The 25,400-nt window shown below is 30.8% G+C and carries 16 protein-coding genes; 13 read left to right on the forward strand and 3 right to left on the reverse strand.

Going from position 1 to position 25,400, the window contains the following annotated elements:
* Positions 1-202 precede the first annotated feature (202 nt).
* The 8 genes from CLCHR_RS00695 to CLCHR_RS00730 all read left to right on the forward strand — a co-directional run bounded on the left by CLCHR_RS00695 (position 203) and on the right by CLCHR_RS00730 (position 14,483).
* Positions 203-508 (forward strand): hypothetical protein, encoded by a 306-nt coding sequence (locus tag CLCHR_RS00695; RefSeq protein ID WP_079437735.1) that lies wholly within the window; start codon positions 203-205, stop codon positions 506-508.
* Positions 509-830: 322 nt separating this feature from the next.
* Positions 831-1,106, forward strand: a complete 276-nt coding sequence (locus tag CLCHR_RS00700; protein WP_079437736.1) for an ATP cone domain-containing protein — start codon at positions 831-833, stop codon at positions 1,104-1,106.
* Between the two features lie 316 nt (positions 1,107-1,422).
* Positions 1,423-3,693, forward strand: a complete 2,271-nt coding sequence (locus CLCHR_RS00705) for an N-acetylmuramoyl-L-alanine amidase (RefSeq protein ID WP_079437737.1) — start codon at positions 1,423-1,425, stop codon at positions 3,691-3,693.
* Positions 3,694-4,216: 523 nt separating this feature from the next.
* A complete protein-coding gene (locus CLCHR_RS00710; RefSeq protein ID WP_079437738.1) occupies positions 4,217-6,217 on the forward strand; it encodes an N-acetylmuramoyl-L-alanine amidase in 2,001 nt (666 codons plus the stop codon).
* Positions 6,218-7,032: 815 nt separating this feature from the next.
* Positions 7,033-7,431, forward strand: a complete 399-nt coding sequence (locus CLCHR_RS00715; protein ID WP_079437739.1) for a zinc ribbon domain-containing protein — start codon at positions 7,033-7,035, stop codon at positions 7,429-7,431.
* A gap of 519 nt (positions 7,432-7,950) precedes the next feature.
* Positions 7,951-11,010: an N-acetylmuramoyl-L-alanine amidase family protein gene (locus tag CLCHR_RS00720; RefSeq protein ID WP_079437740.1), complete on the forward strand. Its 3,060-nt coding sequence runs from the start codon at positions 7,951-7,953 to the stop codon at positions 11,008-11,010.
* A 475-nt stretch (positions 11,011-11,485) separates the two neighbouring features.
* Positions 11,486-13,336, forward strand: coding sequence for an NTP transferase domain-containing protein (locus tag CLCHR_RS00725; RefSeq protein WP_079437741.1), 1,851 nt, complete (start codon positions 11,486-11,488; stop codon positions 13,334-13,336).
* A 451-nt stretch (positions 13,337-13,787) separates the two neighbouring features.
* On the forward strand, positions 13,788-14,483 hold the full coding sequence (locus CLCHR_RS00730; RefSeq protein WP_079437742.1) for a sugar phosphate nucleotidyltransferase: 696 nt from the start codon (positions 13,788-13,790) through the stop codon (positions 14,481-14,483).
* A gap of 523 nt (positions 14,484-15,006) precedes the next feature.
* On the opposite strand, the gene CLCHR_RS00735 is transcribed toward CLCHR_RS00730, so the two are convergent.
* Both CLCHR_RS00735 and CLCHR_RS00740 read right to left on the reverse strand, forming a co-directional pair.
* Entirely contained in the window at positions 15,007-15,708 is a 702-nt protein-coding gene (locus CLCHR_RS00735; protein WP_079437743.1) for an NAD(P)H-dependent oxidoreductase, read from the reverse strand.
* Positions 15,709-15,714: 6 nt separating this feature from the next.
* Positions 15,715-16,320, reverse strand: coding sequence for a TetR/AcrR family transcriptional regulator (locus tag CLCHR_RS00740; RefSeq protein ID WP_079437744.1), 606 nt, complete (start codon positions 16,318-16,320; stop codon positions 15,715-15,717).
* A gap of 469 nt (positions 16,321-16,789) precedes the next feature.
* On the opposite strand from CLCHR_RS00740, the gene CLCHR_RS00745 reads away from it, so the two are divergent.
* The 3 genes from CLCHR_RS00745 (at position 16,790) to CLCHR_RS00755 (ending at position 19,992) form a co-directional block, all read left to right on the forward strand.
* Positions 16,790-18,250: an oligosaccharide flippase family protein gene (locus CLCHR_RS00745; protein ID WP_079437745.1), complete on the forward strand. Its 1,461-nt coding sequence runs from the start codon at positions 16,790-16,792 to the stop codon at positions 18,248-18,250.
* Positions 18,251-18,638: 388 nt separating this feature from the next.
* Positions 18,639-19,724, forward strand: a complete 1,086-nt coding sequence (locus tag CLCHR_RS00750; protein ID WP_079437746.1) for a hypothetical protein — start codon at positions 18,639-18,641, stop codon at positions 19,722-19,724.
* Position 19,725: 1 nt separating this feature from the next.
* Positions 19,726-19,992, forward strand: coding sequence for a hypothetical protein (locus CLCHR_RS00755; protein ID WP_079437747.1), 267 nt, complete (start codon positions 19,726-19,728; stop codon positions 19,990-19,992).
* Between the two features lie 634 nt (positions 19,993-20,626).
* On the opposite strand, the gene CLCHR_RS00760 is transcribed toward CLCHR_RS00755, so the two are convergent.
* Positions 20,627-21,559 (reverse strand): 2-dehydropantoate 2-reductase, encoded by a 933-nt coding sequence (locus CLCHR_RS00760; RefSeq protein WP_079437748.1) that lies wholly within the window; start codon positions 21,557-21,559, stop codon positions 20,627-20,629.
* A 193-nt stretch (positions 21,560-21,752) separates the two neighbouring features.
* Here CLCHR_RS00760 and CLCHR_RS00765 point away from each other — a divergent pair, with 193 nt between their 5' ends.
* Both CLCHR_RS00765 and CLCHR_RS00770 read left to right on the forward strand, forming a co-directional pair.
* On the forward strand, positions 21,753-22,631 hold the full coding sequence (locus CLCHR_RS00765) for a LysR family transcriptional regulator (protein ID WP_079437749.1): 879 nt from the start codon (positions 21,753-21,755) through the stop codon (positions 22,629-22,631).
* A 328-nt stretch (positions 22,632-22,959) separates the two neighbouring features.
* Entirely contained in the window at positions 22,960-25,359 is a 2,400-nt protein-coding gene (locus CLCHR_RS00770) for a sensor domain-containing diguanylate cyclase (protein WP_079437750.1), read from the forward strand.
* Positions 25,360-25,400 lie beyond the last annotated feature (41 nt).

The following is a 25,400-nucleotide window of genomic DNA, read 5'->3' on the forward strand; positions in this document are numbered from 1 at the left end:
ATCTAATTATTAATACTCGAATTTAAGCATAATCAAAAAATAGATTATTATTTCTAATTCTTATTGATATAGATGATCAGTAACAACAAACTATATACAGAATTTTTTATTATTTTCTTTCACGTTCTTTAGAAAGTAACAAAAAGAAAAGATTATTCATATTATTATATATATAATATTGTTGTACATGGAGAGGAAGAAAATGAGCAACGGTAACTGTTATGATACTGATTTCAATACTCTTGGAGCAAATAATGAACCTATTAGTGATTTGACGTTATCTACAATGGTCGTAGGAAATCAAGAGGCAGTATTAAACCGATTAGTAACTGTGCTATTATTCTTATATGCATTCACTAATCAAAATTTTATTTGTTATCTGATAAATATGAATGAAAAACTATTATGCAACCAATTGTGTCTTACAGATAAGTTAGTAGATAATCTAATGGATAGTCTTGCTAATTGTCAAAGTGACCTTGATAATTGTAGAAGAAAGCATCACTAAAAGAGAGCTATTAAATAGGCTCTCTTTTAGTGATTATAAACTCAAATTATTAAAGGAGTAGAATTAATGTATGAAAGAGAGTATGTTTTGATTGAAGATTAAAAAATGCTTTTTAGGGCAAAATATCTACATTGTATAAATAATATATAATGATTGTGTATTTAAAATGATTTTATCTGATGTCTAGCCACTGTAACACTCCCATCCTCTATAAAGGTGGGGGATAACAGTGGCACGACATTAGATAAGTTCAAATAAGATTCAGATGGAGATCAAACTCCACCTGAATCAAGTTTCACTTGATAGAAAGGTGGCAAAGCATATGAATATAATAAAAAAGGATGGCAGATTAGAAGAGTTCAGTATTTCAAAGATAAAGAGATCTATCTTAAATGCGTCACAAGAAGCTTTAGAGCCATTAACAGATTCAGATCTTAAAGTGATTGAAAGTGAAATAATGAACATATTAAAGATTATTAATAGAGAAAAAACTTCATCATATGAAATCTTTGCAATTATTTTAAATGTACTTAAAACATTGGAGTTTAATAACGTAGGAAAAGCATATTTAAATGCATCTATAAGTTTTTATAGATAACCAACCGAAAGAGAAGTTACTTTGACTCGACTGCTAGAAAAAAATAACTTCTCTTTTTGCTGTAGTATATATTTTAAATCATAAATCAAATTTATGATTGTGTACCTATAAAAAAGGCACACCTATAAGTACAATTACAAATAAGCATACCTTTTATATAATTTATTCTATTCTAAATCCCAAATGTTGTGCTAATCATATCCATAAAAAACAATTTTATATGAATATATGATAAAAAAACTACATTTTTTTAAATTTACCTTTAATGCCATGACTTTTTTTGTTAAAATCAAATATAAGGAGGTGGCGGACTGTTTTGAATATTAAAAAGAAACTTATTACTTTTGTCTTAGCTTTTGCAATGGTACTAAGTTTTATTCCGACGTTAAGTGTACAAGCGGCAACTACTGATTTTAAAATAATATCAGACAGTAAGGTTACTGCGAAACAAGCTAAAAAATGGGCCAAATCAAAGGGAGCAACGGACACTTTTGCAGATTTAGCGGATCTTTATTTTGAGTATTCATCAGATCATGGTGATGTGAATCCAGCTATTGCGTATGTCCAAGCAGCAAAAGAAACTGGGTTTGGAAAATTTGGTGGAGTCTTAGATGAAAGTTATCACAATCCATGTGGACTTAAAAACCCATCGGGTGGTGGTGACACTGACCCAAATGCTCATCAAAAATTTGATAGTTGGGATGATGGTGTACAAGCGCATTTAGATCATTTAGCTTTATATGCAGGAGCTAGTGGATATCCAAGAGAGGATACTTATGATCCTAGACATTTTGTAACTATTAAAGGTAAGGCAACTACGGTAAACTCTTTAGGTGGAAAATGGGCTCCAAGTGCTACATACGGTGAAGAAGTAAATAAATTATACAAAAATTTATTAGATTATGCTGGAGTAGATTATCCAAAAGATAGTGTTGACAATTCTACAAGTAATGGAAACACTAATAACAACAATACTGGTAGCGGTGGATCATCTAATGCAGCTCCAAATCCAGGAAAGCCTGAAAGCAAACCGGGTCCAGTAAATGCATCTGATGTTATTGCAGAAAACAAGCCTCAAAATGAAAATAAGCCACAAGAGGATAAGCCTAATATAACATCTAATATTGGTTGGAAGAATGAAAATGGAGCTTGGTATTATTACAAATCAGATAATACAAAAGCAATTGGATGGATTAATCCTGATGGCAATTGGTATTACTTAAGAGATGATGGAAAAATGGCAACTGGATGGGTAAATTACAATAGTAAATGGTACTATTTTGATAAATCAGGGATCATGGTTAAAGGGTGGAAGCAATTAAATAATGATTGGTACTTTTTAACGTCTTCAGGTGCTATGGCAACTGGAATCCAATATGACGGTTCAAATTGGTATTACTTAAAAGATTCAGGAGTCATGGCTACTAATAGTGGATGGACTAAAATAAATAATAAATGGTACTACTTTGACAAAGGTGGAATATTAAAGACTGGTTGGATTAAGGATAACAAAAACTGGTATTACCTTCAAGGCGATGGTATTATGGTAACAGGTCTTTCTAAAATAAATAATAAAATCTATATGCTAAACAGCAGTGGTGCCATGGAAATAGGTTGGATTAAGATAAATAACAATTGGTATTATTTCAATACTGATGGTAGTATGGCAACAGGCTGGATTGTAGAGAATGGAGTTTATTATTATTTATATGACACTGGAGCTATGGCTAAAGGATGGATTAATATTGATGGAGTATGGTACTATATAAAGGATAGTGGTGCTATGGCAACAGGCTGGGTTACATCAAATGGAGATTCATACTATCTAGATACAACAACAGGAAGAATGCTTACTAATACTACAGTAGGTGGTTATAAGATTGGTTCAGATGGAAAGAAACAAAATTCATCTAACCAAGATACAGGAAATTCGGGAATTCAGCCACCACCAGTAGGTAGTGGAACTAATACGCCTTCAACTGGTAAGAAAACAATAGTAATTGATCCAGGACATGATTATGGTAATGATTATGGAGCTGAAAGTACTATTGATGGAGTAACTTATAGTGAAACAGTATTAAATATGCAGGTTGCAGATAAATTAAAGACAGAGCTTCAAAATAGAGGGTATAATGTAATAATGACAAGAAATCTTGGAGAACGGCCTTCTTATGGTTCTTTAATTGACAGTCTCTCACATAGAGTTAATGTTGCTAATAATGCAAATGCAGATTTCTTTATAAGTATTCACCATAATTCAGCAGGTGAATCAGCTTATGGAGTGCTTAGTCTTTTCAGTACACAAGCTCAAGATGATACTTTTGGCGGCAGATTAGATAATGCTAGAATAGAAAAGAGTAAGAAAATGGCGACCCTTATAAATAATAACATAGCAAGCAAGCTTAATTTATATAATAGAGGTGGTCAGTCACAAAATCTATATGTATGTAGAAATACAAACATTCCGGCAGTATTAGTTGAAGTTGGATTTATAACTAACAAAGAAGAAGCAATAAGATGCGCAGATCCAGCAAGTCAGCAAAAAGTGGCAGAAGCAATAGCAGAAACTATTGCTGCAAATATATAATGAACTTAGATATACAGAATTGAAGATATGTACTTATAAAGTGCAAAATAAACTATAGAAAGAGAAGGTGCTCTATTACGCGGTTGCTGGAAATAACTACAGTTATTTCTTGAATGAAATACTGCGTAAAAGGGTACCTTCTCTTATTTTATTGAACTATTTCTTTCATATGATCTATTCCAATAATTATATCATTATCAGAAGTTGGCATAAAATTATCAGTATCCTGATGATTATAATCAAGGCCTACTACAAAATTACCCTGATTAGATGAGTATACGATATAAGTTTTAGTTGTAGAGTTGTCATATTTTTAAATGTAAGGCGTCCAAGAATTATAGTTATAGACATTAAAAATATTTATGGTAGAAATTGCATAAGAGAAAAAGCGATTTGTCTGTTTTATTAGCCCCCAAAACAATATGTTAAGTTGTATTATATATTGGACAATCATCGTTAAATTCCAAGGATTTGGATTATGAAATTTTGTCCTTAAACCAAAGATGAACGGAGGAACGCTGTTTTGAAAGCTATTAAGAAATTGACGACATTTTTCTTTGCATTTGTAATAGTTTTAGTACTAATTCCAATTACTAATGTAAAAGCAGCTGTTGCAGACAATAACATAATATCGAGTACAAAGGTAACAGTAAAACAAGCAGAAGAATGGGCTAAAGCTAATGGTGCAACTGATACATTTGTAGGATTAGCACAGTTATACTGGAAATATGCACCGACTCACGGCAATGTTAATCCAGCGATTGCATATGTTCAAGCGGCTAAAGAAACAGGGTATGGAAGATTTGGAGGAGTTCTGGATGAGAGCTATAAAAACCCATGTGGAATGAAGACGAGTGTAGGGGGATCTGATACTGATCCTATTGCTCACCAAAGATTTAATACTTGGGATGAAGGTGTACAAGCTCATGTAGATCACTTAGCACTTTATGCAGGAGCTTCTGGTTATCCAAGAAGCAATACATATGATCCAAGACATTTTGCAACTATTAAGGGTAAAGCTGTAACAGTAAATGCCTTGGGTGGAAAATGGGCTCCAAGTCTTACATATGGGGAAGAAGTTAATAAATTATATAATAATTTATTAATATCAGCAGGGCTAGTATCTCAGCCTACTAATGATGCCGATAGCACGAGTACTGGAACAAATTCAAGTACAGGGTCCACTTCGGGATCAAATACTACAACAAGTAAACCTCAAACAGCTTCGCCAGGGCCAACGGGAGCACAAGTGACTGAACCAATTAAAATTTCGACTGATAATAGTATAAATATTGCTTCTCCAATTGGATGGCAGCTAGAAGGTGGGAATTGGTATTTTTACAGATCAAATGGTAGTAAGGCGACTGGATGGATTAATCCTGATAATAACTGGTATTACTTATATAGTAACGGAGTTATGGCAAAAGGATGGATCTATTTAGGTGGGAAATGGTATTATCTTAAACCAAGTGGAGCAATGCAGCTTGGATGGGCGAAAGATAATAATAAGTGGTATTATCTCCAAGGTGATGGAAGTATGACTACCGGCTTAAAACTAATCGATGGTAGAAAATATTTCTTAGATTCCAATGGTGCTATGAGAACAAGCTGGGTTTCGATTAGCGGTTATTGGTATTATTTTAATTCTGGTGGAGACATGCTAACAGGTTGGATTAAACCAGATGGAAATTGGTATTACCTATATTCTACTGGAATAATGGCAACAGGATGGATACAGCAAAATGGAAATTGGTACTATTTAGGAAACGGTGGTGCAAGAGCATCAGGCTGGGCTGTAGATGGAGGTAGTTACTATTATCTAGATCCAGCTACAGGTATTATGCTTAAAGGTGTAATTATAAATGGCTGGCAAATAGGGCCGGATGGAAAAAGAGGAAACAGGGTGCCTGGAAGCACTTCGGGAAAAGTAATAGTATTGGATCCAGGACATAACTTTGGCGGAGATGATGGTGCATATGCTACTCATAATGGAGTAACATATGTTGAACGGGATCTAAATATGCAGGTTGCAGAAAAGTTGAAAGTAAAACTTGAGGCATTAGGTTATACAGTAATAATGACAAGAAATTCATCAGATAGAGAAACTATTGCAGTTACTCAAAGTCTTACCAACAGAGTTAATATTGCTAATAATTCTGGTGCAGATTTATTCATAAGTCTACATCATAACGCTGCAGCTACAGCATCAGTAAATGGTGTGGAAGTTTATTATAGTTCTAGGGCTCAAGATTCAAGTTTTGGTGGGGCTTATAGTGATTATAAGCTATCAACAAGTATGAATTTAGCATCATCAGTAGCATCAGCTATTTCAAGCAGTACTGGTGCAACAAACAGAGGTCCTAGAGATAGTGGCTTATTTGTATGTAGAAATACAGCTATGCCTTCAATATTAATTGAATTTGGATATTTAACAAATGCGAGTGAGGCTCAAAAAGTTTCAACTTGGTCTTATCAAGATAAAGAAGCAACGGCAGTTGCAAATGCAATTGCTGCAGCAATTTAGAGTCTATAATAAGGGTATTGTGAAGCAATGAACAACCGAAATAGAATACATATATGTTCCGCAGGGCTGTGAAAAATTTCACTGGGAATATCTAAATGGAAATTTGCACCACATCTGCGTGTTCCTGTGACAAGCAAAAGTGGAACAACTTCCCATTAAGATATTCTAGCAGCTTATTTTTCAATGCCTGACTCCACATATATGTATTCTATTTCTTTGTTTTGCTACCACATTAATTATTTCACATATACAGACCAAAGAATATATGAGTATTGTATTATAAATATAAAAACTGTATGAAAAGACTTGAATATTCATTAAAGGTATTGTAATCAGAAAAATATAAAAATACTTGCATAAATATATCGCTATTTATGCTTACTATTAAACAAAGAAAGTGGATGTATGTTTTTACGCAGTGTTCATCAGAAGATTTTACTGGCTATGATTCTTAGAATATAAGTTGTCCCAAATGTGCTTGTTCAAGGCGTAGTCCTTGAAGCAAGCACTTTGGGTACAACTTGTATTCTTAGAATCATCCAGCAAAATCTTCAAGGAACCGGAGTAAACACATATATCCACTTTCGGTTGTTCAGCAGTAAACTTAAATTAATCTCTTACTGCAAGTATTTTTATATTTCGGTGATACACAATACCTTTATAGGATACATGAACTTAATAAAAAATTAATAGATTATTTAGAGTATATGTATTGATAGTTTTCGCTTATTACACTATATTTGAAAGTAATAATATTTAGATAAATTAGATTTATCCTACAAGTTATAATAACTAAAATTTAAAGAGGTGAAAAAATGGAGTGGTTAAGAAGATTTATGTACGGGAGATACGGGGGTGATAATTTATCAAAAGCATTGCTTGTCTTATCTTTTATATTATTAATGATAACAAATCTATTACCAAGAGCTTTAATTGGGCTTGAACTGATAGCATACATTCCAACATTAGTGTGTGTTTATAGAATTTTTTCAAGGAATATATATAAGCGTCAGCAAGAGAATTATAAATATTTGAGAATAAGAAATTCTGCAATAGTTTGGTTTAGACGTAAGATGAATATAACAAAGGATTTAAAGACTCATAAATATTTTACATGTCCAAATTGTAGGCAAAAATTGCGTGTCCCAAGAAAGCAGGGGAAAATTTCTGTAACATGTCCTAAATGTAAAAATTCATTTAAAGGTAAATCATAATATGAGAATATTACTTTTTGGAGAGATAATACTGACTGGGGACTATAGGTAGAAAAAAGAAAAATATGATAGAAATATAATAAAAGGACCTTCCATGATATATGCGTATTGTATTATATTATGGAAGGTTATTGGTTTATGGTTCCGCGTAAAGGAAAAAGAGGTATTTTATCTAATAAGTGAGATAAACAAAGATTTTTATTGAGATATAATTAGTCCATTTATGTATTTATATGTCTAATGAGAAAAGTATATGGCTCTATAATTAAAATATGGTATAATTAAGTTAATTATTAATTTAGAGTAATTTATTACAGCATATTAATTTAAATGGTATGAATGCTCAATTTAAAAATATTAATTTATATAAATTAATATCTAACTAATAAAGAAAGATATATTGCCTTGGATAATTTGCCAGTTTGGTAAATCCGTAAATTAATATGATAATATAAATAACAATATGATGACCGGTTTTTATTTAATTCTCAATTTTTACAATTTAGGAGGGCGACATTAATGGAAAAAATGAAAAAAAGGTTTATAGCATTGTTAGTGATATTTACAAGTATAATATCATTTTTGCCAGAAGGATTTATTGAACAAGCTGTTAGTGCGGCAACAATAGGTACGGATGCAACTGCTATAACAGTAACGGCTGATGGTGCAAAACTTACACCTAGAACAGATACAACAACTTCTGAAAAGATATACTCTACTACAAGTGTGACAGGGGCATTTACAATTTCACTTAGTGCTGATGATATAACGGACAGATCCACTCTTGAGAGTCAGGCAAAATCAGGCAAAAAATCAACAAGTGGTATTGTTGCTAAACGAATTGATATAATGACTATAAATGGGACTAGTTGGCAGACCGTTGATGGAAATGCCATATTAGTTGATCAAGGAATAAGCATTGGAGATGCTGGAAATTCAAGTGGCTCAACATCTAAAATAGTTGGAAAGGTGATAAATGGGTTACCGTTAGGTGTTAATAGAATTGAATATAAAATAACTATAACTACACAAGACGTAATATATACGCCTGCAGATTCAGCTAACAACACAATCGAAAAGATAGAGACACAGAATCCTGTTCCAACAACCTATGCTAATGATAAAATAACAGTAGAGCATGGAACTCAATATGTTGTAGGTAAGATAAATCCTATGATGTTTAACGCTTATGTAGGTGAATCAACATATTTTGATACAAATACAGGGGAAGTTTTAGATACTAAGTTAAGCCAAAATAACACAGTACCATTTTTATATTCAACTGTAGCGACCCCAGACAAAAGTATGCCTCTTAGATATACTTTTGATGTACCCGATTCAACTTCAACATTAAAATATAACATGACTTTTGATTCTACTATGTCATTAACAGGTGCAAAGGTATATAAGAACGGAAAACCTGCAACAGAAGGCACTGAGTATAAGATTGATGGTCACATGCTAATTGGTAATTTAGAAAGATTAGGACAATCAGATTTGATTGTTGTTAGATTGAGTTCATCAAACAATTCAAATAATATTCAAAAGGTATATTCTATAGAAATTAAATACAACAATTTAAATGCAGATTCAGACTATAGCTTAAAAGAATCAGGAATAACAAAAGCAGATTATAATGATGATTCTAGCGTGTTAGCATATGTAGGAAAGAAATTTGACGTTACTACGAATACTAATGGTTTTAAAGAATATTCAGGTAAGATATATGTGGATCCAAGAGCTAGACTAATAAGTATTGATCCTACTTTAATAAAAAGTAAGGATACGGTGGCCTACGTTGTAACGAATAGGTATACAGATTCAACGGGAACGACCAGAGTCGCAAAATCTGAACTTAAGAATGGTGAACAGTATATTGATTTTATGGCTAGTTCAACATCTAATATAATTCAGATAGATGTGTATGCTGGAAAAGATGGAAGTGTAACTAATTCATCAAAAATATTAGCTAGATATCTTTTAACAGTATACAAATTAGCAGGAAGTTCGTTTAGTATGAATTTAGCTTTTGATAATAATGATAGTAATGATAATACTTATTTAACTCAACCGGGTGTTAAAGACAATATAATAGATAATTTTATTACGTCTAGACGTACTTATGATTTATATACAAAAAATTCAGACATGGTAAATGTATCTTTTACGGGAGCAAGAAGTAACAAAAATGAATACATTAGAGTTTGGCTTTCAGATAGTGTAGATGGAAATAATTTAGTGGAAGCAACTGCTTCTGTTAACAATGGATTAGATAGCAGTAATAAAAGAAGTGCTAGTCTTGACGTATCGCTAAATAAGGCGAAGAAGATTGTGATTCAGGCGTATTATGATAACTTCTATACCACACAATCAACAGCAGGAACGCCTAATTATGAGAGTAAGCCACTAGGAGATAAGTATGTATTTTATCTGCCTAATAACTATGATAATGGCAATCCAGGCTCAGGAGAAGATTCAAATGAAGCTTCGCTTAATTCTTTAAAGATTAATGGATATACTTTAACTAATAGTGATGGAAATCAAGGTTTTTCAAGTGATAAGTACAGCTATACCACAACAGTAGCTAAAGAAGATACTACTGAAAAGATAACGGTAGTACCTCAAGATACTAGTGTTAAATCTATTGTTGGAACTATTGATGGAAGTAATGAATCATATAATTTTGTTTCAGGTGAAGCTGAACAAATTGCTTTGAACAGCAGTGGAAAAACTACTCTTAGAATAGTAGTAACAGCACAGGATGGAACAACTAGTAAAACATATACAGTTGTAATTAAAAACAATACGAAAGGCAGTGATGCTACACTAAAGAATGTTATACTTAGCACTGGCGATTATAACTTTGATCCTACAGAGAATGTCACTAAAGTGCGTGTTGATCAAAATATAACAAGTGTTAAAGTAACGCCTGTTCCGCAAGACTCTAAATCAACAACTACTGTTAACGGAGAAGATTATACAGCTACTCCGATATCCGTAAGTATTAGAGGAGCACAAAAAACTGAAATTCAAATAGTAGTAACATCAGAGGATGGTGCTGAAAGTAACACTTATACACTTGAAGTTTATAGAGTTGATAGCTCTAATTGGAATGACGATAGTGATGGTGGAGATCAATATGATGATGATCAATTCTATGATGAATATAATGATTGTTGGGTAGACTTAACAAAGTATGAAGAATGGGGTACTGTAAATGGCAAGCCAGCTTACTTTGATAAGAAAAATAGGCAAGTTAAAGATGCGTGGATATCTACAGGTGGAAAATATTATTACTTGAATAATTTGGGATATAGAGCATCAGGTTGGAAAGTTGATAATAAAACTGGACAAACTTATTACTTAGATCCAGCTACTGGGGAAATGAGAAAAGGATGGATGAATTTAAATAATAGCTGGTATTACTTGGGTCAAAATGGTTTGATGCAAAAAGGCTGGGTGTACTTAAATGGTAAATGGTACTACTTTACACCAAATGGACAAATGGCTGTGAATCAAACTATGTATGTAGATGGTAAAGTATATAATTTCGGACAAGATGGAGCTGTTAGAGCTTAAAATATGTAGAACCGAAAGAAATGGTGTTCTATTGCTCGGTTGCTAGAGAAAATGGCTGAGGATGTGTGAAACTCGACTCACTTGCGTTCGCTGAGTAAGTTCGATAACCAAATCAAAGATTTGGATTCTCACTTAACAGTAAAAGTTGCACCCATTTATGCTTGTTCCTGAGGTAAGACTCAGGACAAGCATAAATGGAACAACTTTTAATGAAGAAATATTTTCAGCCATTTTCTGAATGCAACGCTGCGCAAAAGAATACCATTTCTTTTTGGTTATACAGATATTTTAAGGTACTTTTGTTTAATTTCATGTGATTGTATCCATAAGTTAATAACTGTCTATAATTGAATATATTTAATTTCATGTGTCTTATTGTTATTGACATCCATAATTTTCAGGAATATAATTAATTATAGTTCAAAATTCGAACAATGAATAAATTATATAACTTAAAAGGGGAGTTAAGTGTAGTATGTTAGAGGATAGAATAGAAATTTTGAAAACTTTAAATGATAACTTTAATATTAACCAAAGGGAATTAGCTAAAAGAACAAATATATCTCTTGGAAAGGTTAATGCTGTTTTAAAAGAGTTTACTATAGATGGATTTATAGATAGAATAACAAATAATAGAGGGACTTTATATAAAGTGACTGAAAAAGGCATGAAGTTTTTAGAAGAAAATATAGCTTCAGCTAAAAATACGAGATTAAAGCTTCATGAAGGGGAAAGAAAGATAGTAAAACAAGCAGTAATACTTGCTGCTGGTAGAGCAGAAGAGTTTGGAAAACCTGTGGGTATGCTTGAAATTGAGGACTTAAAATTAATTGATAGAACTTTAAGTATATTAAAGGAAAATGGGATAACTAAAACTGTTATAGTAACAGGATATGAAAGTAAGTACTATGAAGAGTGTTTTGGAAATAGCAAAAATATTATTTTAATAAAAAGTGATACATACAAATGGACAGGTACTATGCACTCATTATCTTTAGCTAAAGATTATATTGATGATGATTTCTTACTTATAGAAAATGATTTGATTTTTGAAAAGAGAGCTATAAAAGAATTAGTGGAAAGTCAAAATAGAGACTGTATACTATTTACAAATGAAAGTGGGTCAGGTGATGAGGCCTTTGTTGAAATAAGAGATAATCACTTATTTAAAATGTCTAAGGATATTCATCAATTTAACAGAATTGATGGAGAAATGATTGGACTTACTAAGATTTCTTATAAGTTATATACAATGATGCTTGAAGAATTCAAGGGGAATGTTAATCCTTATTTAAATTATGAATATGTATTATTAGATGTCGCTAGAAATTACAACATAGGTTTCGTTAAGATAGACGACCTTGCTTGGGGAGATGCAGATAGCGCGAAGGAATATGAAAAGATAAAAAATTATCTTTATCCAACAATAAGAAGAAGAGAACTTAGCTATGAAATTAATAGTATTAAGGCTATTGTCAAAGATTCATTAAAAGTAAATGATGAAGATATTACTGAAGTTGTTCCAGCAGGTGGTATGACGAATAAAAACTATAAAATATCTGTTAAAGAGAATAAATATATTTTAAGAGTTGCAGGGGTTGGAACAGAACAAATGATTAATAGAAGCACAGAAATGTTCAATTCTGCAATTGCTTCTGAGAAAGGTTATAATGTAGAAGTACCTTATTTTAATCTTGAAACTGGAGTTAAAATATCTAAGTTTATAGAAAATGCAGAAACTTTAACTCATAGAAGTATCAAGAAAGAAGAAAACTTAAAGCAAGTTACATCTATTTTGAGAGATCTACATGAATGTATAGATTTTCATATGGATAATGAATTTAACATGTTCAGAGAACTTGAAAAGTATGAAAATATATTAAGAAAAGATGATGGAAATTTCTTTGATGATTACGATGAAGTAAGAGAAAAGGTAATGGCTCTTGAAGAAGAATTAAAAGTTTGTAATAGGGTATTTGTACCATCGCATAATGACTTAGTTTCTGAGAATCTAGTTAAAGATACTGAAGGTAGAATTTATTTAATTGACTGGGAGTATAGTGGGATTAATGATGATATGTGGGATTTGGCAGCCCTTTCTCTAGAGAATGAATTTTCAGAAGATGACATTGAGTTAATGTTTAGATTATACTTTAAAGGAAAAGAAGCTGATAATGATTCGAGAAGAAGACTTCTAATTCATCAAATATGCCAAGACTTTTTGTGGGCAGTGTGGACTTTAATAAAGGAAGCTGAAGGCGATGATTTTGGTACTTACGGAATAGATAGATACAATAGAGCTAAGGAATATTTAAAGAAACTTTAAGTATAGATAGTCAAAGCATAACTTTGATTTATGCGTGTAACTTACCGAAAGAAAGGGTATTCTGTTGCTCGGTTGCGAGAGAAACCAGCTATGGATTTCTAACAGCAGAAGTTGTACCCATTCTTGCATGCTCCTGAGCTAAAGCTCATGACAAGCAAGAATGGAACAACTTTTACTTAAGAAATCCTATAGCTGGTTTCTCAATGCAACACTGCGCAAAAGAATACCCTTTCTTTCTGGTGAGAGATATATTTTAAAGTATAAATCAAGTTTATGTATGTTTATCTATATAGCATTCAGTAATGATAAGGGCAACTATACTTGGGATTTGTTGCAATATTCCATAAATTTAAATAATATGCTATATTATCATTATGTAACCATATATAATAAGATTGAGATTGTTTATGTTTAATAAATAGTTTAAATTAGCTGTGAGGAGAAGGTAAATATGAGAGCGATTTTAATGGCGGCAGGAATGGGAACTAGGCTTAGACCGTTGACTGAAACTACGCCAAAGTCTTTAATAGAAGTTAATGGTATGTCCCTGCTTGAGAGACAAATTATAAACTTAAAAGAAGTTGGAATTAATGAAATTATAGTGTTAACAGGTTACTTACATGAGAAGTTTGATGAGATAGTTAATAAATATAATTTAATAAAAGTGATTAATGATAAATATGATGTTTATAATAACATTTACACTATGTACTTAGTTAGGCAATACCTTGAAGATGCATTTGTTATAGATGCAGATAATTATATTACAAGAAACTTTTTACCAAAAGATAAACCAGTCACATCAGTGTACTATTCAGCCTGCAAAGAAAATATAATAGGGGAATGGATATTAAAATATGATGATAGTGGAAGAATATTTGGTGTCGATATCGGAAAAGAAGGCGATGAACCAAGTTACATAATGTCAGGAGCATCTTTCTGGACATCAAAAGATGGTGCGTTTATATCGCAAAAAGTAGAAGAAGCAATAGACAAAGGGGATTTCAGGGATCTATACTGGGATAGTATCGCTGTAGATAATTTGGATAAAATGGATGTATATATTGAAAAAATAAATTCAAATGATATATTCGAAATAGATTCACTAGAGGATTTAGAATACTTAAAAAAGACACTTAAACTGTAGATTACAATATCACCAGCCGAAAGAGAAGGTACACTGTTACTCGGTTGCTAGAAAATAAAACTGTGGATTTCTATCAGTAAGAGTTGCACCAATCCTGCTTGTTCCCTAGGCAAGCTAGTGACAAGCAGGATTGGAACAACTTTTACAGAAGAAATACCTACAGCTTTATTTTCAATGCAACACTACGTAAAAGTGTACCTTCTCTTTCTGGTATAGATCATATTTTAAGAGCAGAATAATTAAACGAGTAACTCTCCGTTTAGTACTTTTAGCAGTCTATTTCTAGGTGTCTATTCTGTAAATATGCATGTAATTTCTTGGCTTGAATTATGTTTTGTTGAGTGTTTCATTAGGAATTTTAATGGTTATGATTCTTGATTAGAAGTTGTCCAATAGTGCTAGTTCGAAGCTTGTCTTTGAAGCCAGCGCAGTGGGACAAATTCTAATATTAGAATCACCTATTAAAATTCCTTAGAAACCGGAACAAAACATACTCCTTATTTCAGTAAGTTATATATTGTTTTTAAATATGCTTGCTGTGATAATAGGTTTCTTTCTTTCGGTAGTTGAGGTCTATCACTTTGTAGTCGTTATTTTTGCTTAGCATATTTACTTTTGGTGAAGTGAGTTTATTGAAAAAAGATGCTTTGGGATTATGGGATTTATTGTATAGGGTTAAAATTTTATAAGAGAGTTTAAGAAATTTTTTATGTAGTTGTTTCTTAGTTCTAAGGCTTATGTTTTTCCAATTGACTTCATATAGCGTTTTAGAAAATGTAAATGTTTTATTTATACCTAAATAATTTAAGTTTTTCTTTAAGATTTTTGTGGTATAAGATAGACCAGCGCCAGGAGTGGTTGAAATAGCTAATCCGATTTTATTATGCATTGAAGAATCATGAGCATTTATCAAGTGATGAGAAGAGAGGCTTCTTAAGAGCAGTTTCATTTCGTCGCTAATATCACATGTAAATGAGGGAGAAGCAAAAATAATTAAATCTGAAGCATTAAGTGATTTTGCAATAGAATTAACAATAGTTGTATTAGAGTAGACATTAAGATAATTTTCAGGGTAAAGATAATAATCATGATCATAATAGTTTTGTGATAAAAAAAATTCGTTAACTTTTATATTGATATTGAGTTTAAGGTTATTTAGCAGCAATTGAACGCAGTTATATGTACTAGTTTTCCCCATGCTTCCATAAATTACAGTTACATTCACAAATAATCACCCTTTCATTATATAAATATCTTTGAATTCAGATATATGGTTTTCTAAAGAGGCACGTTCTTTATCAGTTATATTTTCAAATTTATAAAACAATAGAAAAACTGGGGAATAAAATTGAAGAGCCAAGGTGTAGGGATCTTTTTTTATAAAAATATTATCATTCATAAGGAGTTTGAAAGTTCTTACTTGAAAATCTAAAATATCATCAATAAATATCTTATTATATAAATGCGCAATTTTTGAATTATTGTATTGCTCAATAGTAAGTAGTCTCCTAAATTTAATCATATGCTCATCTTCTAAATAAAATTTAAATATAGATGTGCTTTTTCTAAAAAAGTTTTCTATAGATATTTGTTTTATTTTATCTGTTAAAATCTCATCATTTTCAGCAAACTGAACATTATTAAAAAAGTTTGATACACGTTCAGAATATTTCTTTATTATAGTATCCAAAATATCCTGTTTGTTTTTGAAATGATTATAAATAGAACTAGCCTTTATTCCAACAGCTTTTGCAATATCTCTAACAGAAATGGCATCAAACCCTTTGATAGAAAAAAGGTTAAGTGATTCATAAACTATTCTTTCCTTCGTATTCATAAAACTCCTTATAAAAAATGGTATTATCATGCATAATTTTAAGATTTTAAAATTATGCATGATAATATATTTCAAACACAATCAACTGAAAATACTTCATAGAGTTTGAAAACACCAATTTTATTGTCCATATTATTTTTTTACTTTCAAACTAACAATCGTTAGTTTAATTATATTCTATTTTAAGGAAAAAGTCCATTAAATTTCAATATTTTACATGAATTTTATATGTAAATTGACAATAAATTCTGTAGAATGTACAATTGAAAAAGTGCGAAGGACAATAAGGAATTAATTAAGTACAGTTGAGATTATTCCAATTACATGTTTACAAGCAACGAATTTAATAAGAAATAGGTTCTAATTGGAACTGTAGATTTTAATAAAAGAATTTTTAATTGCAAACATATTGCCTTAGGGGTTATGAAATATGCAGTGTTAATTAGAATATATTTATGGAGGCTAAATAATGGCTAAATCAATTTCAAAAAATGCAATTTTTAAAGCAATGCTCAATTTATTTAATATAATTTTACCTATACTAGTTATACCGTTGGTAACTAGATCTGTTGGAAAAGAATTATATGGATATATGGGATATGGAGATTCCTTAACAGCGTATTTTTTAATATTTGCGAGTTTTGGAATCTATCAATATGGTTTAAGAGAAGTGAGCAAAGTTCGTGATAACAAAGTTAAACTAAGGCAGACATTCACCAGTTTATTTATTTTTACAAGTATTACCAATATTGTAGCTTCAGCTGCTTACATGGCGTTTGTAGCAATTTATTATAAGAATGAACCTTATTTATACACATGTATAATTATGGGGTTTAATTTAGTGTTTAACCTTTTTTATGTTGAGTGGGTTAATGAAGCTCTTGAGAACTATGATTTTATTGCCATTAAAACTATGGTGGTTAGAATTGTATATTCAGCACTTATTTTGCTATTCGTAAGAGATCAGGAAGACTATTTATTCTATTTGTATTTAGTTATAGGATTTAATTTCATAAATAACATAATAAGCTTTGTGTATGTAAAGAAGAAATTGAGTTTTGATTTTTCTAATTTAGAATTTCTTAGACACATAAGACCTATGCTTTATGTTGTAATCCTTTCTAACACAGGTGTTTTATATACTCAGCTTGATAAGATAATGTTGAAGGATAGCATAGGAGGAACTACAGCAGTTGGATATTATTATATGGCTCAGAGAATAATGACCATAATAAATACACTTCTCCTTACGGTTATTCAAGTAACTATGCCGAGATTATCTAACTACCTAGGAAATGAATCAAAAGGAGAATACCTAATACTACTAAAGAGAGTAATAAAGATATATTTCCTATTTTTATTCCCAGCTTCAGTAGGGCTTCTATGTCTTTCTAAAGAAGCAATATACATATTTGGAGGAGCAGAATTCTTAGCGGCGGTTCCAGTAATGATAGTATTTTCTATATATATGTTAAGTATTGGTGTTGAAGGAGTAATAGCCAACCAGATGATATACTTACATGGAAAAGAAAAAGATGATGCAATATTGGTACTTATTGGTGGAGTAATTAACTTAATATTTAATATGATTTTATTCTATACGGGTACCTTCGACATGGTAACGGCAATAACAACAACACTTATAGCAAATTTAATAGTAATAGGATTAGAGTATAGATTGGTTAAGAAAGTAATTAAATTAGATATTCATTTATTTGCGTTCGAGAACATGAAGTATTTTTACTACTCACTTGTATTCATTCCAATAACTCTAGGAATAAAATATGTTATATCAAATATAATGATTGCATGCTTACTAGAAGTGACAGCATGTGGAATTGTATATTTAGGTATACTTATACTTACAAAAGATCAAGTATTTTTTGAATTAGCTGATAAGATATTTATAAAATTAAAGTTGAAAAGATAACTTAAGAATATTAATGAAAAATAAAAATGATGAACCTATATAATTGAGAAAGATATTAACACCACTAATATTTCTGGAAGATAAAAATATTAGTAGTGTTAATTTGTTATAAGGAAAAAGTAGTTTATTTATACAAAATATTATTTTTTTATATGAACGCATTGTAATGAACGCTGAACAATGATAATATAAATGTGTTCACAAAATGAACTTAGAAATTTGAACACAATTATGTTTAATCTACTGCATAGTAATTTTACTTATGAGTAATATAAAAACAATAGCTTATTTAATCAAAATAGTGATTCAGTTAAAGTGAATTAATATAAGTTACTGAAATTATTGAAATTATAAAAATAAGGAATTATATTTAAGGGGGAATTTTTCAATGGTAAATACTATAGCTAATGAAGCCGCGGTTGTTGCGAAAAAGAAATTATCAGCACAATTTTATAAAAAAGGTATCACAATTGCTTTATTTTCAGGTCTTATGTATGGATTTTATTCAGCGTTCTTAACTTTGGGTATGACTAAAGGAGTTTGGAGTGATTGGTATGGAGTTAATTCAGCTGGCTTATCAGCTTTTGCTATTACATATTTACTAGGTGCACTAGGCAGCGCAGTAAATGATACTTGCAGTGCCGTTTGGGCAATTATTTATGCTAGCGTTAAAGGTAAGTTTGGAGATTTCTTAAGATGTATTAATACTACTCCAGGTCGTATGATGATTTTAGCAGCTCTTATAGGAGGTCCTATTTCTAGTACAGCTTATGTTGTTGGTCTTCAGATGGCAGGTTCAATAGTTATTCCAATAACTGCTCTTTGTCCAGCTATTGGCGCTATTTTAGGTAGAATTCTATTCAAACAAGAATTAAATAAACGTATGATGCTAGGTATTGCCATCTGTGTTGGTGCTAGTTTTATGATAGGAAGTACAAGCGTTGCCGGTGATGCACCAAAAGGTATGTTATTAGGTATTATTATTGCTTTTATAGCCGCTCTTGGGTGGGGATTTGAAGGATGTGTAGCCGGTTATGGTACGTCTATGATTGACTCAGAGATTGGTATTACTATTCGTCAGGCGATAGCAGGTCTTTCAAACTTAATTATTTTACTTCCTGTTTTAGGAATGATGGCAGGTAACGTTAATCTTTCAACAAATCTTACTATTCAAGCATTTACAAGCGGTCCTGCCATGATTTGGTTAGCTATAAGTGGTCTTTGTGCATTCGTTTCATATATGATGTGGTATAAAGGAAATAGCATGTGTGGTGCCGCACTTGGTATGGCTTGTAACGGTACATACTCATTTTGGGGACCGTTCTGTTGCTGGATAGTACTTGGTGTGTTCTCCGGTATAGAAGGTTGGTCATTACCTCCAATAGCTTGGGGCGCTGCTGTATTAATGATAGTAGGTATATTAGTAATTGCAATGAATCCATTGGATTTATTCAGAAAAAAGGAGGAAAAATAGTATGAAACCACTTAATTATGCTATTTTGAAACATTTTACAAAAGTTGGAGAGGCTTGCGCAGAAGACGTTATTGAAGCTTTAAAAGGAGACTATAGTAAGTACAAAGCGCTTAAGAGGGATGCTGTAATTTCGGCGTTAATGACTGCCGAAGCCAATGGTCTTCTTGAAGAAACAAGGTTTGAAATGGATGATATGGGTAATCTAAGAGTTTACTATCATGCAAATGAAGAAGGTGCAGCTACAATCAACAAATACATTAAAGACTAATTATTATATGTTCCTAATTCAAAGGTATTGCGAAACATCTGAAATATAAAAATACTTGCATTAAGAGGTTATTTAAAGTTTACTTCTAAGCAACCGAAATGGAATATATGTGTTTGCTTCGGTTCCTTGAAGATTTTACTGGGTGATTCTAAGAACATAAGTTGCATCCAAAGAGCTTGCTTCAAAGACTACGCTTTTGAACAACTTATATTCCATTTCTTTGTTTAGTGTAACTTAAAGTATAGCATATTTTAGCAAGTATTTTTATATTTCTATGTTGACAATACTTTTAAAGTGCATTATTTCTAACTTTTCACAAAACATATTACCTTTTTTATAGATTAGGAATTGCTGAAATAATTAAAGTGACAATAAAACAAAGAAATAGAATACATATATGTGGAGTCAGGCATTGAAAAATAAGCTGTTGGAATATCTTAGTGGGAAGTTGTTCCGCTTTTGCTTGTCCTGTGCTTGTCACAGGAACACGCAGAAGTGGTGCAACTTTCCAGTTAGATATTCCTAGTGAAATTTTTCACAGTCCTGCGCAACATATATGTATTCTATTTCGGTTGTTCATTGCTTCACTTTAAGTGCCACACAATACTTTAGAAGGAGTATTATTAGAATGTGTTTAACATGCTCCGGTCCCATACATGCCTTCTATGGCATGCACTAAATGCACAATAAATTCGTTATATGGTGTTTGGATATTATATTCTTTAGCTGCTCTCACTACAGCACCGTTAATATGATCTATTTCGGTAAGTCTTTTATTTTTTACATCTTGATTCATTGAAGTTATTACTTCATGAAAATCTTCTTTAATATGTTTTTCTACTTTTTCTATTACTTCATCTTTATTGAAATAAGTCCCATCTGCAATGGCAACATCTACTGCTTCTGATAGAATATTTCTTACAATTTTGCTTGCATCGTTATTCTCGTGTAGATATCCAACTTTACACTGCAAGATTGCAGTAACAGAATTAAGAGACATATTAATAAATAGTTTATTCCAAATTATTTCTTGAATATTTTCATAAATTCGTGTATCTATATTACAGTTTATAAAAAGATTGCATATTTTTTGTAAGATTTCGATATTATAAGTTAACATACCGATATTGGTTACTCCGCTCGAGTTGTGGGAAATGCGTCCAGGCTCTAAATTTGCACAATTATGTTCTGTAGTGCCTATTAGAATATTATTTTTGTTAACAAATTGCTGCAAATCTCTATCATTACCAGCACCATTTTGTAAGGTTAGAACAAGTGTATTTTCGCCTATAATATTTTGGTTATTTTCCATAGCAGAGATAGTGTATATATTTTTTACAAAAACAATAACGAGATCCATTATTCCTAAACCTTCTGAATCAGTTACAGAAGAAACAGGAAATATAATATCTTTATTGGCTTCTTTCTCATAGATAACTATACCTTTTTGATTAATTGAATCTACAATTTTGTTATTTACATCAATCATATATACCTCATTGCAACGAGATAAATATGCACCATAAAGATTACCCATTGCCCCAGCACCTAGAATTGCAATCTTCATAAAATCCCCTCCATATATATGATTTATTGACTGTTTTAACCTATTATATTATCATTACTTACATAAGTAAAATTCATTATTTTCATGCTTAGGTTGAAAATAATTCATCTAGATTTCTTTAAATTTCATACCATGTTTATAAGATAACTACTTAAATTGTGAATTTATTAAAGTCGAAAGGATATGGTTAACTATGTCGATGTCATCATATCAAATATTTATGACTGTTGTAGAACAAAGTAATTTTCAGCGCGCAGCAGAAATTTTACATTTAACCCCATCTGCTATAAGTCACTCTGTTTCGAGTTTAGAAAAAGAATTAGGATTTCCTTTGTTTATAAGAAATAAAACAGGAGTTCAATTAACTGGATATGGTGAAAGTATTCTACCTCATATTCAAAAAGTTCTTAATAGTGAGGAACATTTAAAGCAAGAAATTTCACTTTTAAATGGATTAGAAAAAGGAACTATAAAACTTGGTACATTCAATAGCGTATGTACAAATTGGATACCCAATATTGTAAAGTCATTCTATAAATTATACCCTAACATTTCAATAGAGCTATATCAGGGAAATTACAATGACGTGGCAGAGTGGATAAAAAACGGACTAGTAGATATAGGATTTTTATCTACATCAAGTGCTGGAAATTTAGAGATTACACCAATATATAAAGATCCTCTTGTATGTGTAGTTCCTAAAAAATTTACTCCTAACAATAGAGATTATATTACTATAGATGATATAAGAGGACAAAATTTTGTATATCAAAGGGAAGGTTGTGATGCTGATATCAATAATTTTTTTCATAAGTATGAATTAAATGCTATATCAACATGCCATGTAGTCGATGATCAATCAACCATTGCAATGGTTGAAAGTGGGTTTGGAATTTGTATTATGCCAGAACTTGTAATGTTGAATCAAAATAATCATGTCGATATATATAGAATAGAGCCCCTTGAATATAGAATTATTGGAATAACTGTTTTAAACCCAAGATTCATGGCTCCAGCTGTTAAGAAAATGTTCACTCATATTGTAAATACCTATAAAAATATTGATATTTAACATGTGTTCTTAATTTATTTATGCTCTTTGTATAAGTACATAAGTTTATATTTATAAAATATTCTAGTAGCTTATTCTTAAATGCCTGCTCCACATATATTTCCATTGGGTTGTTTGGATTAAATTTAAATTATCCACATATTGCAATGATGTTTCTATTTTGGTTGATTATCACTCAATTCAGAGTTGAAATTCAAGTATCTATATAGTTTAAAGTATTTATTGAAATTTCGCCATATACTGATATACTTATTTATGTAAATAAATATAAAATAACTATAATTACTTATAAAATCATAAATAATTTGTCTATTAACGAGGTGAGGAAATGAATATAAGAAAAAAATTCATTATTTTCTCTATTTTATGGGGAATAATCCCTGTTATTATTTCGACAAGCATATGTATTTCAAACTTTAATGATAAAAGTATAGAAATGATTAAGCAAAATGTAGCGATACTTGCAAGTGATCAATCAACACATTTAAAATCCTTTTTTAATGAAAACATCAGTAATCTTAAAACGGATGCAAACATTCCGATGGTTATGGATTTGCTAGTTGATTCAAATAGTGGAGCGAGCAAAGAAAATCATAATGATAATGAAAAAGCATTAGGTGATATTTTTAGTCGTAGAAAAAAAGAAAGATTTTATATAAGTGCAGAGTTACTTATTAATAAAAATGAGACAATAATTACATCATCAGATGGTGGCCATATTAATGAAAAGCTGATTTTTTCAGATGAAGAAATAAAAAAGTTGCGAAATGATGAAGCGGTTGTTACTGATATCATAGAAAGAAAAGAATTCAATAGTGGGGTTAAAAGTGCAATAATTGCAAGTCCTATATTTTTTAAAAATGAATATCAAGGAGCAATAGCTAGTGTAATAAACATGAATTATTTTGAGAAGCTTGTAAACGAAATACATTTTTTTAAGACTGGAAAAATGCTTGTTATGGATACAAAAGGCGTAATTGCAGCAAGTAATAGTGTATATATAGGAGGGAGTATAGATAAAATTGATGTATCTGGTAATTTATATGAGAAGTTTTCAAGTATAGATTTAGATAAAAACCCAGATGGAATTATCGAGTATAACATAGATAGAATTGAAAAAATAGGCTATTACTCTAGTATTAAGAGTAGTGGATGGGTAGTACTTAGTGGAGTTGAATGGAATGAATTTAAGACTCCTATAAACAAAAGCATAGAGAACATAACTGTAGCATTATTTTTTATCGTATTACTTATAATAACATCTTGTGCATTCATAGTTAATTATTTTTCTAAACCTATATATAAATTATTAGGGGTAATAAGAAAGATAAAACAGGGTGATTTTACAGATAGGTTTGTATACAATGAAGATAATGAATTTGGAGAAATAGCTACTGCTTTTAATGATTTGATAGACACAATAGAGAAAAACAAAAAGAATATAGAAGAGAAAAATAGAGATTTACAGTCCTTAACTTCTAATATTCCAGGAGGAGTTTATCGTTTTAGAATAGATAATGGAGAATATTTATTAGATTTTGCAAGCAGTGGTTGTTTGAGTCTTTTAGGATATAAGAAAAATGAATTTAAGGAAATCTCAAGTAGAAAACTCGTTGAATTTATTCATGAAGAAGATATTGAAAGAATTAAAAAAGAGATGCAGAACCAATTAATGAAAAGTAGCAGATATAATATAGAATATAGAATAAAAAGAAGAGATGGAAGAGTTATATGGATACTTGATAATGGACAAATAGTAAGGGATAGAGAAGGAAAATTATTTAGTTACAGTGTTGTAATAAATATAACTGAATCTAAAGTTGTGCAAGAGAAACTTAGGTTAAGTGAAGAGCGTTATAGGATAATTATGTCTCAAACAGAGGATATAATTTTTGAATGGAACATTACTGAAGACACAGTATATTTTTCGGAAAACTGGAATGAAAAATTTGGATATAAGTCGGTTATCATTAACATAAGTAAAAATATATATAAAACTAATTTTATTCATAAAAATGATATAAGGAAATTAGGAAAAATGTTAAATGATATTATATATGGCGATTCTTATACAGAAACTGAGATTAGAGTTAGAAAAAATGAAAATGAATATATTTGGTGCAAAATGAGGATAACTGCAATGTTTGATGAAGACGGAAATATCTTTAAAGCCATAGGGATAATAATCGATATTGATAAAGAAAAAAAGGAAGCAGAAGAATTATTATATAAAGCTCAAAGAGATAGTTTGACAGGTTTATACAATAAAGGAACGTCACAAAGCATAGTAGAAGATTATTTAATGAATGAAGGTAAAGATATTAATGGGGCACTATTTGTTATGGACCTTGATAACTTTAAAGCTGTTAATGATAACTTGGGTCATTTAGCTGGAGATATTGTATTGACTGAAATTTCAACAATTATTTCAAACGTATTCCAAGAAAATTCTATTATAGGAAGAGTAGGTGGAGATGAATTTATTATATTCTTAAAAAATGTAAATTCAGAAGAAGATATTCGAAAAAAAGCAGAGGAATTAATTAGTGGTTTTAGAAATACTTCAAATACAGAGATATTAGATCATAATGTGTCGGGAAGCATAGGAATAGCCAAGTATCCAGAGCACGGTAAGTCATACAAAGAGCTTTTCATAAGTGCAGATAAAGCATCATATTCTGCTAAAAATAATGGAAAAGGAAGATACTGTATCTTCAATGAGAATTGAACAAATTTAGAGATTATAGAACAATAAGGGAGTATTTATAT

Origin of the sequence: Clostridium chromiireducens (genome assembly GCF_002029255.1) — a bacterium.
In the GTDB taxonomy this organism is placed as follows: Bacteria; Bacillota; Clostridia; order Clostridiales; family Clostridiaceae; genus Clostridium; species Clostridium chromiireducens.

Coding starts and splice junctions, on each gene's coding strand:
- CLCHR_RS00765 (WP_079437749.1), top strand. CDS start 21,753: ATGTCGATGTCATCATATCAAATATTTATGACTGTTGTAGAACAAAGT.
- CLCHR_RS00760 (WP_079437748.1), bottom strand. CDS start 21,559: ATGAAGATTGCAATTCTAGGTGCTGGGGCAATGGGTAATCTTTATGGT.
- CLCHR_RS00715 (WP_079437739.1), top strand. CDS start 7,033: ATGGAGTGGTTAAGAAGATTTATGTACGGGAGATACGGGGGTGATAAT.
- CLCHR_RS00740 (WP_079437744.1), bottom strand. CDS start 16,320: ATGAATACGAAGGAAAGAATAGTTTATGAATCACTTAACCTTTTTTCT.
- CLCHR_RS00725 (WP_079437741.1), top strand. CDS start 11,486: ATGTTAGAGGATAGAATAGAAATTTTGAAAACTTTAAATGATAACTTT.
- CLCHR_RS00695 (WP_079437735.1), top strand. CDS start 203: ATGAGCAACGGTAACTGTTATGATACTGATTTCAATACTCTTGGAGCA.
- CLCHR_RS00720 (WP_079437740.1), top strand. CDS start 7,951: ATGGAAAAAATGAAAAAAAGGTTTATAGCATTGTTAGTGATATTTACA.
- CLCHR_RS00770 (WP_079437750.1), top strand. CDS start 22,960: ATGAATATAAGAAAAAAATTCATTATTTTCTCTATTTTATGGGGAATA.
- CLCHR_RS00745 (WP_079437745.1), top strand. CDS start 16,790: ATGGCTAAATCAATTTCAAAAAATGCAATTTTTAAAGCAATGCTCAAT.
- CLCHR_RS00730 (WP_079437742.1), top strand. CDS start 13,788: ATGAGAGCGATTTTAATGGCGGCAGGAATGGGAACTAGGCTTAGACCG.
- CLCHR_RS00755 (WP_079437747.1), top strand. CDS start 19,726: ATGAAACCACTTAATTATGCTATTTTGAAACATTTTACAAAAGTTGGA.
- CLCHR_RS00750 (WP_079437746.1), top strand. CDS start 18,639: ATGGTAAATACTATAGCTAATGAAGCCGCGGTTGTTGCGAAAAAGAAA.
- CLCHR_RS00700 (WP_079437736.1), top strand. CDS start 831: ATGAATATAATAAAAAAGGATGGCAGATTAGAAGAGTTCAGTATTTCA.